The organism is Roseibium sp. AS2 (assembly GCF_038900065.1).
Classification (GTDB): Bacteria; Pseudomonadota; Alphaproteobacteria; order Rhizobiales; family Stappiaceae; genus Roseibium.
On the sequence record NZ_JBBMQN010000004.1, the window covers coordinates 311,267 to 324,707 of the forward strand.

Below are 13,441 nucleotides of genomic sequence, written 5' to 3' on the forward strand. Positions count from 1 at the left end.
TAGCCATGGTCCCGCATGCCGAAAAGAAGTCTGTTGCCGTTGCCGGGTCATCGGCAAAAGCGAAATCCGGCCGCACCGTCACGATGACGGGTCCCGCCGGCTTCTGGCCGGACGAAAAGCTGTTCCCCAGGCTGCCGTCGCCGGCTTTCCTGGAAAACGATTCCTACACCTCCAACGCCCTTGCCGAGGTGCTCAACCGGGCGACCCACGCGTCCTTCGCCAAGGTGACCAAGGGATTGTCGCCGACGTCGCTGATTGCCGCCTATTTCGACTGGCTCATTCACCTTGCCTGCGCTCCCGGCAAGCAGGTGCAACTGAGCGAAAAGGCGATTCGAAAGCTGGTGCGCCTGCAGCACTTCATGCTCGAATGCGCGGCCAGTCAGGGCCATGCGGATGCCTGCATCGAGCCGTTGCCGCAGGACCGGCGCTTTCAGGCCGAAGCCTGGCAGCAATGGCCGTTCAACGTCCTGTATCAGTCGCACCTGCTGGCGCAGCAATGGTGGCATGTCGCCACCACGGGCGTTCCGGGCGTGTCGTCCCATCACGAGCGGGTTCTCGAATTCACGGCGCGCCAGCTCCTGGATGTGTTCGCGCCGTCGAACTATGTGGCGACCAATCCTGAGATCCTGGCCCGGACCCTGGCCGAAGGCGGCCTGAACTTCGTCCGTGGGTTCCAGAATTTTCTAGAGGACTGGCAAAATGAAGCCGGAGGGAAACCCCCGGCAGGAGCGGAGAAATTCCGGCCGGGCCAGGAAGTGGCGGCGACGCCGGGCAAGGTCGTCTATCGCAACAGGCTGATCGAGCTGATCCAGTACACGCCGACAACGGAGACTGTGCGTCCCGAGCCGGTCCTGATCGTGCCGGCATGGATCAACAAATACTATATTCTCGACCTGTCGCCGCACAATTCGATGATCAGGTACCTGGTCGGCAAGGGCTATACGGTGTTCGCGATTTCCTGGAAAAATCCCGATCCGGGTGACCGCGATCTCGGCATGGACGATTACGGAAATCTCGGCATCATCGCTGCGCTCAATGCGATCGCCGCGATTGTCCCGGATGAGGAGGTGCATGGTGTCGGCTACTGCCTGGGAGGCACGTTGCTGGCCATCGCCGCGTCCGCCATGGCGCGCAAACCGCGCCAGCCGTTCAGGTCGCTCAGCTTTTTCGCGGCCCAGATCGATTTCGAGGACCCGGGCGAATTGCAGCTGTTCATCGACGAGAGCCAGGTGCAGTTCCTGGAGGACATGATGTGGGAGCAGGGCTTCCTCGATTCCAAGCAGATGTCGGGTGCCTTCCAGTTGCTGCGGTCAAGTGACCTTTTCTGGTCAAGCAACATGCGCAAGTATCTGTTGGGCGAACGGCCGGGGATGATCGACCTGATTGCCTGGAACGCTGATTCCACCCGCATGCCCTACCGGATGCATTCGGAATACCTGCGCAGCCTCTACCTCAACAACGACCTTGCCGAAGGCCGCTTCGAGGTCGACGGCCATCCGGTCACCATCAGCGACATCCGCGTACCGCTGTTCTGCGTCGGCACCGACCGCGATCACGTTGCGCCGTGGCGCTCGGTCTACAACTGGAACCGGATGACGGATACCGAGGTGACATTCGTCCTGACGAATGGCGGTCACAACGCGGGTGTCGTGTCTGAGCCGGCCCATCACAACAGGCATTATCAGATCGCCACGCGCCAGCATGACGACCTCTACACCGATCCGGATACGTGGGCGGCGACCACGCCGTCGCGGGAGGGCTCCTGGTGGACCGCCTGGACCGACTGGCTCGATGCGCATTCGGGTGAAGCCGTGGCGCCGCCGCCGATGGGCAACGCCGAGGCAGGCTACGTCCCGATCATCGACGCGCCGGGGACATATGTGTTCCTGAAATAGGCGGCGGCCCGGCCCGGGCTTGCGGGATCAGCCTGGCTGCACGTCCGCCACAAGGTGCGTGTCGCCGACATCGCGGTAGCTGACCCGGCGGACGGATGCCCCGGCCGGGATCACCGGCGAGGGAGGTTCGCCCGGTGGCACATCGAAATGCACCCTGCGCTGTTTCGGGTCGGGGATAGGAACGGCCTCGAGCAGGCTCTGCGTATAGGGATGCTGCGGGTTCTCGAAAATCTGCCGGCGGGTGCCGGTTTCGACGATCTGGCCCAGATACATGACCGCAACCCTGTGACAGACCTGTTCGATCACCGCCATGTCGTGGGAAATGAACAGGTAGGACAGGCCGAGGTCGTCCTGAAGCTCCCGGAGCAGATCCAGGACACGGGCCTGAACCGAGACGTCAAGGGCGGAGACACATTCATCGGCGATGATCGCCTTGGGCGACAGGGCCAGCGCCCGGGCGATGCAGATCCGTTGCCTCTGGCCGCCGGAAAATTCATGGGGATGGCGGGTCATCATCTCCGTGGGCAGGCCAACCCGATCGAACAGGGACGCCACCTGCTGTTCGCGGGCGCTGCCACTGGCCAGACCGTGGATCGCCAGGGGTTCTCCGACGAGATCACCGACGGTCATCCGCGGATCGAGGGACGCGTAGGGATCCTGAAAGATCATCTGAAGGTCCCGGCGGAGTTGCTTTTGCTGCTGCGGGCCGCCGATGCCCGAATGTCTGCCGTTGACCCGGATGGTGCCCTGCCAGGGCACCAGGTTCATCAGGGCCTTGCCGATTGTGGATTTGCCACAGCCGCTTTCGCCGACCAGGCCGAGGGTCTCGCCCTCGTTCAGGTGCAGCGACACGCCTTCCACGGCGTGGACCCGCGAGACGACGCGGTTGAGCACACCGCCGTGCAGATCGAACCGGACGGTCAGGTCCTCGACTTCAAGCACCGGCGCCTCGGGTTTCGTGCCGGTGGCAGTTGGGCCGCCGGTTCCGCGCATGGCCCCCAGCCTGGGGGCCGCGGCCAGAAGCTGCCGCGTATAGGTGTGGGCCGGACGATCGAAGATGTCGCCGACCGGACCCTGCTCGACAATCTCGCCCTGGTTCATGACGATCACCCGGTCGGCCATTTCGGCGACCACGCCCATGTCGTGGGTGATCAGGATCACGGCGGTGTCGAAGTCCTTCTGCAGGTCGCGGATGAGCTGAAGGATCTGTGCCTGGATGGTGACATCGAGCGCCGTCGTCGGCTCGTCCGCGATGAGCACCTTCGGATTGCAGGCCAGCGCCATGGCGATCATGACCCGCTGGCGCATGCCGCCGGACAGTTCGTGCGGATATTGCTTCAACCGTCTGGCGGGTTCCGACAGATGCACCGCCTCGAGCATTTCCAGGGATCGTTTGTCCGCGCCCGTCCGGTTCACCTGCTGATGGGCGAGGATTGCCTCGCGCAACTGGCGGCCGATGGTGAGAACCGGATTGAGAGAGGTCATCGGTTCCTGGAAGATCATGGCGATGTCACCGCCCCGGATCTGCCTGAGACGGCCTTCGCCCAGACTGGCCAGGTCCTGGCCCTGGAACAGGATTTCGCCACCCGAAAGGCGGGCCATGGGTTCGGCCAGCAGGCGCATCACCGACAGGGCCGTCATGGACTTTCCCGAGCCGGATTCTCCTGCGATGCACAGGGTTTCGCCGCGTTTCAGATCGAACGACAGGCTTTTGACAACCGTCTTGCGCCCGCCGGGTGTCGCCACGTCGGTGCTCAGGTTTCTGACGGACAGAACGGTTTCGTCGCCGGCATTGCGATCTGCTGGGAGTCCCGTACCTGGGGTCTGTTCAGAAATGTGTTCCGGGACTGTGAGCACGTCGGTCTCTCGAGCTGGTTTCATTGCGCAGAGAATTGGCGGATGGCAGAGCAGTCACTGCCATCCGCGCACTGTCACTGAAGGACGATTTTCGGGAAGTAGAATGAGACGACCCAGTTCGGGGCATCCACGATTTCGGATATCCGCAGATCGCCACAGACCGAGCACAGCATGTAGGCCTCGACCGGGCTGTATCCATGACGGGCACACAACAGATCGATCATGTTCGACACCGCCGCGCGTGCGCCTTCGAAAAGGTCCGTGCCGATGCCGGTGGTCGCCTCGTAGCCCAGCGTGTCCAGGTGGCCGGTCACGGGTCCCGGCGTTTCGAAGCGCGGCATCTTGAGGTTGGCACCCTTGATCAGGTCCAGCTCGATGACGGTGTTCATCGGGCTTTCGATCGCTGTGCCGCAGACCTCGCCATCGCCCTGGGCCGCATGGGTGTCGCCGATGGAGAACAGCGCCCCGGCGACTTCCACGGGCAGGTAGAGCGTGGTGCCTGCGGCCAGATCCCGGATATCGAGATTTCCGCCAACCCGGCGCGGCGGCACGATCGAATGAAGCCCGGTTTCGGCCGGGGCGACGCCGATGGTCCCGGCAAAGGGCTTCAGCGGAACCTTGCCGAAGGGCGCGAAGGCGGATGTGCCCAGCTTGTCCTTGTCATAGGACCAGACATGCAGCGCGGGATCGGTGAACTGGTCCGCCAGCAGTCCGAAACCCGGAATGTTGGCGGTCCAGCCGAAGCCGGACGGCTTGAACTCGTGGATCTTCACCACGAGTGCATCGCCCGGCTCGGCCCCGTCCACATGGATGGGGCCGTTCACAGGGTTGATCTTGCCGAAATCGAGGGTGGCAACGTCCTCGACGGTGCTGCCGGGCGTCAATTGGCCGGCGGAACTGTCCAGACACTCGAATTCGAGCACGGTTCCAGGCGCAACTCTCTCGACCGGGACAAACGAGTTGTCCCAGCCGAAATGGTGTTGTGCCGCGTGGATCGTATAGCTCGCGGCCTTGCACTTACTGCACATCTTTCGCCCACACGTAGTCGTAGTTGACCGGGATATGAACCGGATCGACAAAGATGGCGTCCGGACCGCCGAGGCGTTCGGACCGCATGGTGAAGCGCTGTTCGTGGAACACCGGTGCCCAGGCCGCGTCGTCCATGACTGAGATGAAGATCTTGCGCCAGGCTTCCTCGCGAGCGGCTTTCTGGGCCGGATCGGTCATGCTGTCGGCCTCGGTCGCCAGCTTGTCGAGCTCCTCGTTGCAGTACCAGGACCAGTTCCAGCCGCCCTGAACGGCACCGGCGCAACCCAGGATCGGACCGTAGAAGTTGGACGGATCCGGGAAATCGGCGATCCAGGCCATGCCGCCCGACCAGATCATCGGCGCCTGGTCCGGCTCGCCGCCGGCCGCGATCACGTTGGCCTGGGCCAGCGCCTTGATCTCGGCCTTGATGCCGATGGCGGCAAGGTCGGCCTGGATGGCCTGGGCGATGCGCGGGTTCGGGTCGGTGTTGTAGACGTAGATCTCGGTTTCGAACCCATCCGCGAGACCGGCTTTTGCGAGAAGTTCCTTCGCGCCGTCCGGATCGAAGGGATAGCCTTCATAGGCGGTGTCATAGCCGGGCATGGTCGGCGGCAGCGGCTGGTTGGCCGGCACGGCGCGGCCGTTGATGATCCGCACAATGCGGTCCTTGTTGATGGCCATGTTGACGGCCTGACGCACTTCCAGCTTGTCGAAAGGCGGCATCTTGACGTTCATCGTGACGTAGCCGGTGTGAAGCTGGCCACCTTCGATGATCAGGTCCTTGTATTGGGGATCGCCGGTCACCTCGAGGAACTTCGCCGGCGGAATGCCGTCACCCGGAATGTCGGCTTCGCCGCGCTGAAGGCGCAGCAGGGCCACGACCGGCTCCTGGCCGACCTCGAAGGTGATCTGGTCGAGCTTGGGAACACCGGCGCGCCAGTAATCCGCGTTGCGCTTGAAGACGAGCTTCTGGCCGAGGGTCCAGTCCTCCAGCGAGAAGGCACCGGTGCCGACCGGATGCTTGCCGAAATCGGCGCCCCATTCCTCGACGGCTTCCTTCGGCACGATCGAGGAAAAGTTGATGGCCATGACATGCAGGAAGGTGGCGTCCGGACGGGACAGCTCGATCTTGACGGTATAGGGATCGACGACCGTGACGCCTTCCAGGGTCTCCGCTTCGCCGGACGAGACCGCATCGAAGCCCTTGATCGAGCCGAAGAACCCGGCGCCCGGGCTCTGGGTTTTCGGATTGGATACGCGGTTGAGCGAATATTTGACGTCTTCCGCCGTCATTTCCCGGCCGTTGTGGAACTTGACGCCCTCGCGCAGCTTGAACGTGAACACCGTGCCGTCGTCGGAAATCGTGTAGTCCTCGGCAAGGTCCTTCATCAGGGTGGTGGTGCCGGGCTCATAGTCCATCAGCCCGTCGAACAGGCTCTTGATCATGGACCAGTTCTGCCAGTCGTAGCCGATGGCCGGGTCCAGCGTGGAAACGTCGTCCTTGTAGGTGACGATCATGCTGCCGCCCTGCTTGATGTCGTCGGCCATGACCGGCGACAGGGATGTCGCCGCGAGCAGCGCCGCGGCGCCTGCCAATACAGTGTATTTCATATTCCAACCTCCGGTTCAGGTCCTGGGTGCCGGACCGCTCTGACGGCGGCTGTCTCCGGCGTGAGGGTTGCGCGTCAGCGCAGCTTGATCCTTGGATCAATCAGGGGGGCGACGAGATCGGCGACGAAATTGCCGATCACGATCGCCATGGCGGATACCAGCGTGACACCCATGATGATGGGAATGTCGACGCGCTGGATGGCCTGCCAGGCGAGCTGGCCGATGCCGGGCCAGCCGAACACGCTTTCAACGACCACGATGCCGCTCATGAACAGGCCGATATCGATGCCGATCATCGCGATGATCGGCAGCATGGCATTGGGGAAGGCGTGCCCGAACAGGACCTGCCAGCGGCGCAGACCCTTGGCGCGCGCGGTGCGGATGAAGTCCTGACGCAACACGTCGATCATCGAGGACCGCATCATGCGCGAGTACCAGCCGGCGCCCAGAAGACCCAGGGTCAGCGAGGGCAGCACCATGTGCCGGAAGGTGCCGTAGCCTCCGATGGGAAACCAGCCGAGCTGGACGGCGAAGACATAGAGCAGCAGGATGCCGATCACGAACTGGGGCGACGACACGCCGATGAAGGACAGCACCATCAAGCTGGTGTCCGTCGCCGTGTTGCGGCGCAGGGCGGCTATCAGACCCATGGTGAGACCGATGACGAGCTCGCACACGATCGCACCGGCCATCAGGAGAAGCGTTGCCGGCAGCCGGGACCAGATCAGGGCACCGACCTCGGTCTTCTGCAGGTAGGACCGGCCCAGGTCACCCTGGACGAGCCCGGCGAGATAGCGACCGTATTGCTGATAGAAGGGCAGGTTGAGGCCGAGCTGTTCGCGGATGTTCTCGACCGTTTGCGCCGTCGCGCTGCGCCCGGCGATCTGCCGTGCCGGATCGGCCGGGATCAGATAGAGCAGCACGAAGGTGACGAAGGAAATCCCGAGCATGATCAAGAGGGACTGGAAGGTGCGTCTGAGGATATATCCGCCCATGGTCAGTGCTTTCCCTTCTGGGTCGGGTCGAGCACTTCACGCAGGGCGTCGCCCAGAAGGTTGAACCCCAGGGCCAGCCCGATGATGGCCAGGCCGGGAAAGAACACCAGCCAGGGCGCGGAAGTGAAATAGGTCTGGTTTTCGTAAACGATGTTGCCCCAGGACGGGGTCGGCGGCTGAACCCCGATGCCCAGGTAGCTGAGCGTTGCCTCCAGCAGCACCGTGGTGGAAATCCCCAGGGTGCCGAACACGACGATGGTCGGCAGCAGATGCGGCAGGACGTGCAGGAACAGGATGCGGCTCCGCCCGGCGCCCATGGCCCGTTCGGCCAGGATGAACTCGCGTTCGGACAGGGACCGTGTCTCCGTGTAGACGACGCGGGCCATCTGCACCCAGTTGACCATGGCGATCACCATGGCGACGATCCACAGGGACGGACGGAACAGCGCCGCCAGCGTGATGGCCAGCAGCAGCGCCGGGAACGCCATCATCAGATCGGTGAACCGCATCAGCACCGTTTCGACCCAGCCGCGGAAATATCCGGCCAGAATGCCGACCAGCGCGCCGAAGGAGGCCGCGATGCCGTTGGCGACAACGCCGATGATCAGCGAGGTCTGGGCGCCGTAGATCAGCCGGGACAACAGGTCCCGTCCCAGAAGATCCGTGCCGAGCCAGAAGACCGGGCCGGGCGGCAGGGGCGCGCCTTCCAGGGTCAATCCGTCGAAAAACTGTTCGGCGGGATCGAATGGCGCCAGCACCGGCGCGAACAGCGCCGCGCCGACAATGATCGCGATCAGGACGAGCGCCAGCACCGCCAGCTTCCGGCGCAGCAGGCGCGACAGGACGCCGTCGGGGGCGGTCAGAGCCGCAACCGGCACCGGTTCAGGCCTTGCGTTTGCCGACATCGGTCCCTCCGGCGCGGGCCAGCAGATCGAGGGCGACGTCCTCAATGGTCTGGCGGCTCGTCATGGCCATGTCCTGCAGGACGCGATAGGCGCCGTCCGCGTCGCCGTCCTGATGCTGCATCAAGAGAAGGATCGCCTCGGCGACCTGGGGCCGCAGGGACAGGCGCTCTTCAAGTTTTGCGATGCGCTCGCTCGACAACCGGCGCATGGCGAAGGTCTGCGTGGCGACAACCAGCGCGCCATAGACGCCGGTGGGCCGGATCGGCTTGTTGAGATGGGCGATGGCCCCCCGGCGGATGGCCCATTCGACCCGGCCCGGCGCCTCGGTGCCCATCAGGGCGATCATCGGCATGGGCTGGGCCTCGACAGGCCAGGGAAACTGGGCGTCATGGCAGACGTCCGCGTCGAAGACGATGAGATCCGCCGTTTCCGCGTTTGCGGGCAGATCCGGCCAGGCGGTGGTGACGCCAACACCAAGACGCTCGAGCTGGCGCGCGGCCGCATCCCGGTCGGCATGGGGTTTGTGCAGGATGATCGCGGACCAGCCACGGAAACTGGGGGTGCGGAACAGGGTGCTCATGACGACACCAGCCTCAGGAGGGGAGGCAGGCGGTCATTGCTGTCCTCTCTTCCCGCGTTCGGACGGGTGTCCGTACCCAGGGGAGCGTAGTCGACAAGATAGGGATCCGGCGCCAGAGGTCCCGGCAGGGTCTCGGTTATCCGGAACCGGGGCGTTGTCGCGTCAGGGGAAGTCTCGACACGTGCGATCAGCGGCTGCAAATGGGCATGGTGGGTGCTTCGGTCGATCCTGATCTGCCGGATGGGGGTCTGGTGCGGCCGGCTGCAGATCTGTTCGAGCACCTCGGAGGGGTCCGCGGAACCGCAGGCCTCGATCGCCCGCGCGAGCAGCCATACGGCCTCATACGGTCCGACAAACATCGACGAGATGGCCCGGTCCGGGTCCCGCAATCCGCGCATCTGCATCAGGAACGCCCGGTTCTCCGCTGTTTCGAGCGTTTCGAAATAGGTGGAGGTCGAGATCAGGCCCTCGGCGGCCGCGCCGAGAACCGGCAACTCGGCTTCGGTCAGGTTGCAGCTCAGGATCGGGCAGCGCCCGGGGCCGAACGAGGCGTCTTCCCGGGCGAGGTCCTTCATGGCGCGCAGGAAAGCATAGCTGCTGACGCCGATCAGGTTGTTCAGGATGAAATCGGGTTTCTTTTCCCGGATCTCGGATATCAGATGCGCGATATTCTCATCGCCGATGGCGATGTAGCGCTCGCCCAGAACATGTCCGCCGCAGTCGGCAAGCAGTTCACGGGCGATGCGGTTGGTTTCCCATCCCCAGATGTAGTTGGAGCCGAGCAGAAAGGCATTGCCGCCGAACTTCGGCACCACGTGCCGGAACAGCGGCACGACCCCCTGGTTGGGGCAGGCGCCGGTATAGACGACCCGGTCGTGGCTTTCGAAGCCCTCATAGGGCGTTGCGTACCAGAGCAGGCCGCGGCCGCGCTCCAGCACCGGCAGGACTTCCTTGCGGCTAGACGAGGTCTGCGTGCCGACGATGTGCTGGCAGCCTTCCTGCCGCATCATGCGATCCGCCTGGCAGGCATAGTTTTCCGCCAGACCCGCCGGATCGCTTTCCACCCGCTCCAGGGTAAAGCCGAACCGGCCCGAGGCGTTGACCTCGTCGATGGCCAGACGGGCGCCCCAATAGGCTTCCCGCCCGATCTCCGAATAGGACCCGGATTGCGAAAAAAGCACGCCAACCGGAATGGTGCGAACGCTCATGTCTTTCCGGCCCTTGCGGGCCGCTCCTTCAGGTCAGGACATTGGTCAGGGCATAAAAAAACCCCGACCCGCAATGTCGAAACTTGCGCAAGATCGGGGCTCGATTGCCGCGCGGCTGACCAGATGCCGCTATATGAGTTTCAGGATTGCCGAAGCATTTGCGCTTGTCAATCGCAATGCCGGTGAAAAAATAAGCGAGCTTAATTTCGCGGCATATCCGGGTGGCGTGCCTGGAACGCCGAACCGGGCCTGCAGGTTCTGCGGTGCCGGTCGTCCGGGGGGCAGCGTATCGGCATGAAGGTTTTGAAATGACCGGTCAAACAAGGCGAGGGCCTTCGGGCGATGGGACCGGGGCCAGTCTGGTTCCTGCCACGCGAATCCTTCCGCCAGAGTCAATTCAGGATTGAACCTGCTCAGGGTTCATACGAGCGCCCAAATTTGAAGCAGGGGCTTCGAGACCGTCGGAATAGCGCTTTCGAGGCAACCCGAGCGGTGACGCGGGAGTTTTTGCACTGCGAAGGTTACGTGGACCAGGAAACGCCTACTCTTCGCGCGTATTTTTCATGTCTTTGCGCTGAAAACAGGAATTTGGTGACCCCGACTGGATTCGAACCAGTGACCCTCAGATTAGGAATCTGATGCTCTATCCTGCTGAGCTACGGGGCCTTATCGCGGTCGATTAGCATGATTTGCCGGGGATGGCGACTCCCGTTTGCGCGGGAGGTGGAAAACGGGCCGCGTTGGAAAACCTGGCGGGGCGCAGGCCCGGAATCGGCTGCCGTGTCTTGGACTTGCCGTATTCGCTGAGTAGCACAAGGCCTGTCGTGACCGCTTTCACAACCTGGCCGGAGCCGTATTGGCCCTGCGTGCCTTGCGAAAGGGGCACTCTGGACAACGGCTGAGAGGATGACCCGTGCCGCGGAGGCTGGTGAAATTCGGTGGGACGGTTCGGGCCGGTCGGCGCTCGCGCGGGTCAGCTCCGGTCCTGCCGGGGCTCGCGATGATCGTGCTTCTTGGCGCCTCCGCCATGGCACAAGAGAGCGCGGGCGGAAGATCCGCTCCGGTGCCTTCGGCCTTGCCGGCCTGTGTCGGCGAGGCGGAGAGCGCCGTCGAGGTCATCCATGAGCCGGACGACAATCTTTTCAGGTCCGCCGACGGCACGCGCTACGTGGCAACGGATCTGCGGAATGAAGTCGATTTGGGGCCGCCGCGGGTCCGGGAGGCCGCGACATCGGATCGGGCCGGTTTTGCAGGCAGGGCCGTGCCGCTCGGGCCGCCGGACCGCTGGAACCGGGTGCCGGCCTGGATTGTCGTTGACCGGGACGGCAAGGACCGGCTGTGGCAGGTGGAGCGCTTTGAACAGGGGCTGGCGGTGTTCGCGCCGGCGCGCGCTCAAGCCGCCTGCGCGGACGCATTGCGCCGGGCGGAAGGCCGGGCGCGGCGGGCCGGTGTGGGTGTCTGGCGGAACAAAGGCGCGGGACTGGCGTTTTCAGCGGCGCGGCCAAAGTCTTTTCAGACCGCGGCCGGGCGCTATGTCATTGTTCGCGGGCGCATAGTTTCCCTTGGAAAAACCGACAGCACCCGCTATCTGAACTTTGGCAGATATTGGAAAACGGATCTGACCGGCACCTTGAAAACCTCCGACGAGGAGGAATTCGACACGGTTCTCGGCCGTTCCGGCCGGTCGCTGGACGATCTGGCCGGCCGTTTCGTGGAATTGCGCGGCACGGTCGAAGATCGGGACGGGCCGCATATCGCGCTCCGGCATCCGGAGCAACTGGTGGTACTGGATGACTGACAGGCAGGGCATGACGGCCAGGGCAATTCCGGATTTCGGCCATCTTTCGGCTTCGGCTCCGGCTGATGCACGCTCGGTGCGCCGTGCCGGCCTGCGCCGCCGGCTGAGAGCACTTGCCGCCGGCAGCGCCGCGCTTCTGACGGCCTCCTGCCAGTTGCTTGGCGACGGGCCGGGAGTGGGAACCGTGACGCCCGGCACCCTCAGGCCGAACCTTGCCGCCGATATCGGCGAGCGGGAGCACCCAAGGGTCGTGGCCACCTATGGCGGTGTCTACAAGGACAGCGGTGCGGAACGGGCGGTCGCCAGTGTCGTCGGCCGGCTGGTTGCTGCATCGGACGATCCGTCCCAGACCTACAAGATCACCATCTTGAACTCGCCGGCGATCAACGCCTTTGCCCTGCCGGGGGGCTATCTTTATGTCACGCGCGGTCTGCTGGCGCTGGCCAACGACACGTCTGAAGTGGCCGCGGTGCTGTCCCATGAAATGGCGCATGTGACCGCCAGCCACGCCATCAAGCGCCAGCAGCGGGCCGAGGCCAAGCAACTGGCGAACCGGATCCTGACTGATGTGGTGCAGGATTCCGAGGAAGCCCGCAAGGCGATCATCTCCTCGCAGCTGTCCTTCGCCCGTTTCAGCCAGGTGCAGGAGCTGGAGGCGGACGCCATCGGCGTCAAGACACTCGCCAAGGCCGGGTTCGATCCCTATGCGGCCGCCCGGTTCCTGCGATCCATGGCGGCCTTCGCCAGCTATCAGTCGGCTGACAAGTCGGGCTCCTCCGCGCCGGACTTCCTGTCCTCGCATCCCTCGACGCCCGAGCGGCTGCAGATCGCGGTGCGGTCCGCCCGTCAGATCGGAGCGCCGGGTATCGGCGAGCGCGACCGGGAACGCTATCTCGGCCAGATCGACGGCATGCTGTTCGGCGACGATCCACTGGAAGGCTTCGTGCGCGGGCGGTCCTTCCTGCACAAGGCGCTGGGCATCGGCTATACGGTTCCGTCCGGATACATCCTGGAGAACACGCCGGAAGCGGTGCTTGCCAGCAATGGCGACGGCACGGCGATCCGGTTCGACGGCGCGGATGTCAGCGGCTATTCCAGCCTGCGCGACTACATGAATTCCGGCTGGATCAACGGATTGCTGCCCGAAAGCGTGCGCGAGACCACCGTCAACGGCCTGGCGGCGGTAACCGGAGCGGCCATCACCCAGGGCTGGTCGTTCCGGATCGCGGTCGTGCGCATCGGCCGCACCGGCTACCGGTTCATTTTCGCAAGCCGGTCGCCGAACGACCGCTTCGATCAGGACTTCCGCGCAACCCTGGACAGTTTCAAGCAGTTGTCGCCGACGGAGCGCGCGCGCCTCAGATCCCTGCGGGTCAAGGTGGTCCAGTCCAAGCCAAGCGACACGGCGCGCAAGCTCGCGATCGGCATGAGCGGGGTCGAACCGTCGCGGCGGCTCGAGTTCTTCTCGATCCTGAACGATCTCAGCCCCGACAAGCCCATCCCGGCCGGCACAGCCATCAAACTCGTGGTGGATTGATTTCCACGCAGATGCCTGCGGGCCGC

General features: G+C 64.1%; 10 protein-coding genes and 1 tRNA gene. 3 read left to right on the forward strand and 8 right to left on the reverse strand.

Features of this window, described 5'->3' with window-relative positions; all coding sequences use genetic code 11:
* Positions 1 to 5 precede the first annotated feature (5 nt).
* Positions 6 to 1,895, forward strand: coding sequence for an alpha/beta fold hydrolase (locus WNZ15_RS13460; RefSeq protein WP_342893498.1), 1,890 nt, complete (start codon positions 6 to 8; stop codon positions 1,893 to 1,895).
* A gap of 27 nt (positions 1,896 to 1,922) precedes the next feature.
* Here the strand turns inward: WNZ15_RS13460 and WNZ15_RS13465 are convergent, their stop codons facing one another.
* The 8 genes from WNZ15_RS13465 to WNZ15_RS13500 all read right to left on the reverse strand — a co-directional run bounded on the left by WNZ15_RS13465 (position 1,923) and on the right by WNZ15_RS13500 (position 10,746).
* Complete coding sequence (locus tag WNZ15_RS13465; protein ID WP_342893817.1) at positions 1,923 to 3,668, reverse strand: ABC transporter ATP-binding protein; 1,746 nt, start codon at positions 3,666 to 3,668, stop codon at positions 1,923 to 1,925.
* Positions 3,669 to 3,826: 158 nt separating this feature from the next.
* Positions 3,827 to 4,780 carry an acetamidase/formamidase family protein gene (locus tag WNZ15_RS13470; protein ID WP_342893499.1) on the reverse strand — a complete coding sequence of 318 codons (954 nt, stop codon included), beginning with the start codon at positions 4,778 to 4,780 and terminating at the stop codon, positions 3,827 to 3,829.
* Positions 4,770 to 6,392: an ABC transporter substrate-binding protein gene (locus tag WNZ15_RS13475; RefSeq protein ID WP_342893500.1), complete on the reverse strand. Its 1,623-nt coding sequence runs from the start codon at positions 6,390 to 6,392 to the stop codon at positions 4,770 to 4,772. The genes WNZ15_RS13470 and WNZ15_RS13475 overlap by 11 nt, the downstream gene beginning before the upstream one ends.
* Positions 6,393 to 6,466: 74 nt before the next feature.
* Positions 6,467 to 7,387 (reverse strand): ABC transporter permease, encoded by a 921-nt coding sequence (locus WNZ15_RS13480; protein ID WP_342893501.1) that lies wholly within the window; start codon positions 7,385 to 7,387, stop codon positions 6,467 to 6,469.
* A 2-nt stretch (positions 7,388 to 7,389) separates the two neighbouring features.
* Positions 7,390 to 8,292, reverse strand: coding sequence for an ABC transporter permease (locus WNZ15_RS13485; protein ID WP_342893502.1), 903 nt, complete (start codon positions 8,290 to 8,292; stop codon positions 7,390 to 7,392).
* Complete coding sequence (locus WNZ15_RS13490; RefSeq protein ID WP_342893503.1) at positions 8,270 to 8,872, reverse strand: ANTAR domain-containing protein; 603 nt, start codon at positions 8,870 to 8,872, stop codon at positions 8,270 to 8,272. Before WNZ15_RS13490 ends, WNZ15_RS13485 begins: the two co-directional genes overlap by 23 nt.
* Positions 8,869 to 10,080, reverse strand: a complete 1,212-nt coding sequence (locus tag WNZ15_RS13495) for a transporter substrate-binding domain-containing protein (protein WP_342893504.1) — start codon at positions 10,078 to 10,080, stop codon at positions 8,869 to 8,871. The genes WNZ15_RS13490 and WNZ15_RS13495 overlap by 4 nt, the downstream gene beginning before the upstream one ends.
* Before the next feature lie 589 nt (positions 10,081 to 10,669).
* Positions 10,670 to 10,746: transfer RNA gene (locus tag WNZ15_RS13500), tRNA-Arg, on the reverse strand.
* 334 nt (positions 10,747 to 11,080) lie between these two features.
* Here WNZ15_RS13500 and WNZ15_RS13505 point away from each other — a divergent pair.
* Positions 11,081 to 11,878, forward strand: a complete 798-nt coding sequence (locus WNZ15_RS13505; protein WP_342893505.1) for a hypothetical protein — start codon at positions 11,081 to 11,083, stop codon at positions 11,876 to 11,878.
* Positions 11,871 to 13,415, forward strand: coding sequence for a M48 family metalloprotease (locus WNZ15_RS13510; protein ID WP_342893506.1), 1,545 nt, complete (start codon positions 11,871 to 11,873; stop codon positions 13,413 to 13,415). Before WNZ15_RS13505 ends, WNZ15_RS13510 begins: the two co-directional genes overlap by 8 nt.
* The last annotated feature ends 26 nt before the right edge of the window (positions 13,416 to 13,441 follow it).

Coding starts and splice junctions, on each gene's coding strand:
- WNZ15_RS13510 (WP_342893506.1), top strand. CDS start 11,871: ATGACTGACAGGCAGGGCATGACGGCCAGGGCAATTCCGGATTTCGGC.
- WNZ15_RS13470 (WP_342893499.1), bottom strand. CDS start 4,780: ATGTGCAGTAAGTGCAAGGCCGCGAGCTATACGATCCACGCGGCACAA.
- WNZ15_RS13495 (WP_342893504.1), bottom strand. CDS start 10,080: ATGAGCGTTCGCACCATTCCGGTTGGCGTGCTTTTTTCGCAATCCGGG.
- WNZ15_RS13490 (WP_342893503.1), bottom strand. CDS start 8,872: ATGAGCACCCTGTTCCGCACCCCCAGTTTCCGTGGCTGGTCCGCGATC.
- WNZ15_RS13505 (WP_342893505.1), top strand. CDS start 11,081: ATGATCGTGCTTCTTGGCGCCTCCGCCATGGCACAAGAGAGCGCGGGC.
- WNZ15_RS13460 (WP_342893498.1), top strand. CDS start 6: ATGGTCCCGCATGCCGAAAAGAAGTCTGTTGCCGTTGCCGGGTCATCG.
- WNZ15_RS13485 (WP_342893502.1), bottom strand. CDS start 8,292: ATGTCGGCAAACGCAAGGCCTGAACCGGTGCCGGTTGCGGCTCTGACC.
- WNZ15_RS13480 (WP_342893501.1), bottom strand. CDS start 7,387: ATGGGCGGATATATCCTCAGACGCACCTTCCAGTCCCTCTTGATCATG.
- WNZ15_RS13475 (WP_342893500.1), bottom strand. CDS start 6,392: ATGAAATACACTGTATTGGCAGGCGCCGCGGCGCTGCTCGCGGCGACA.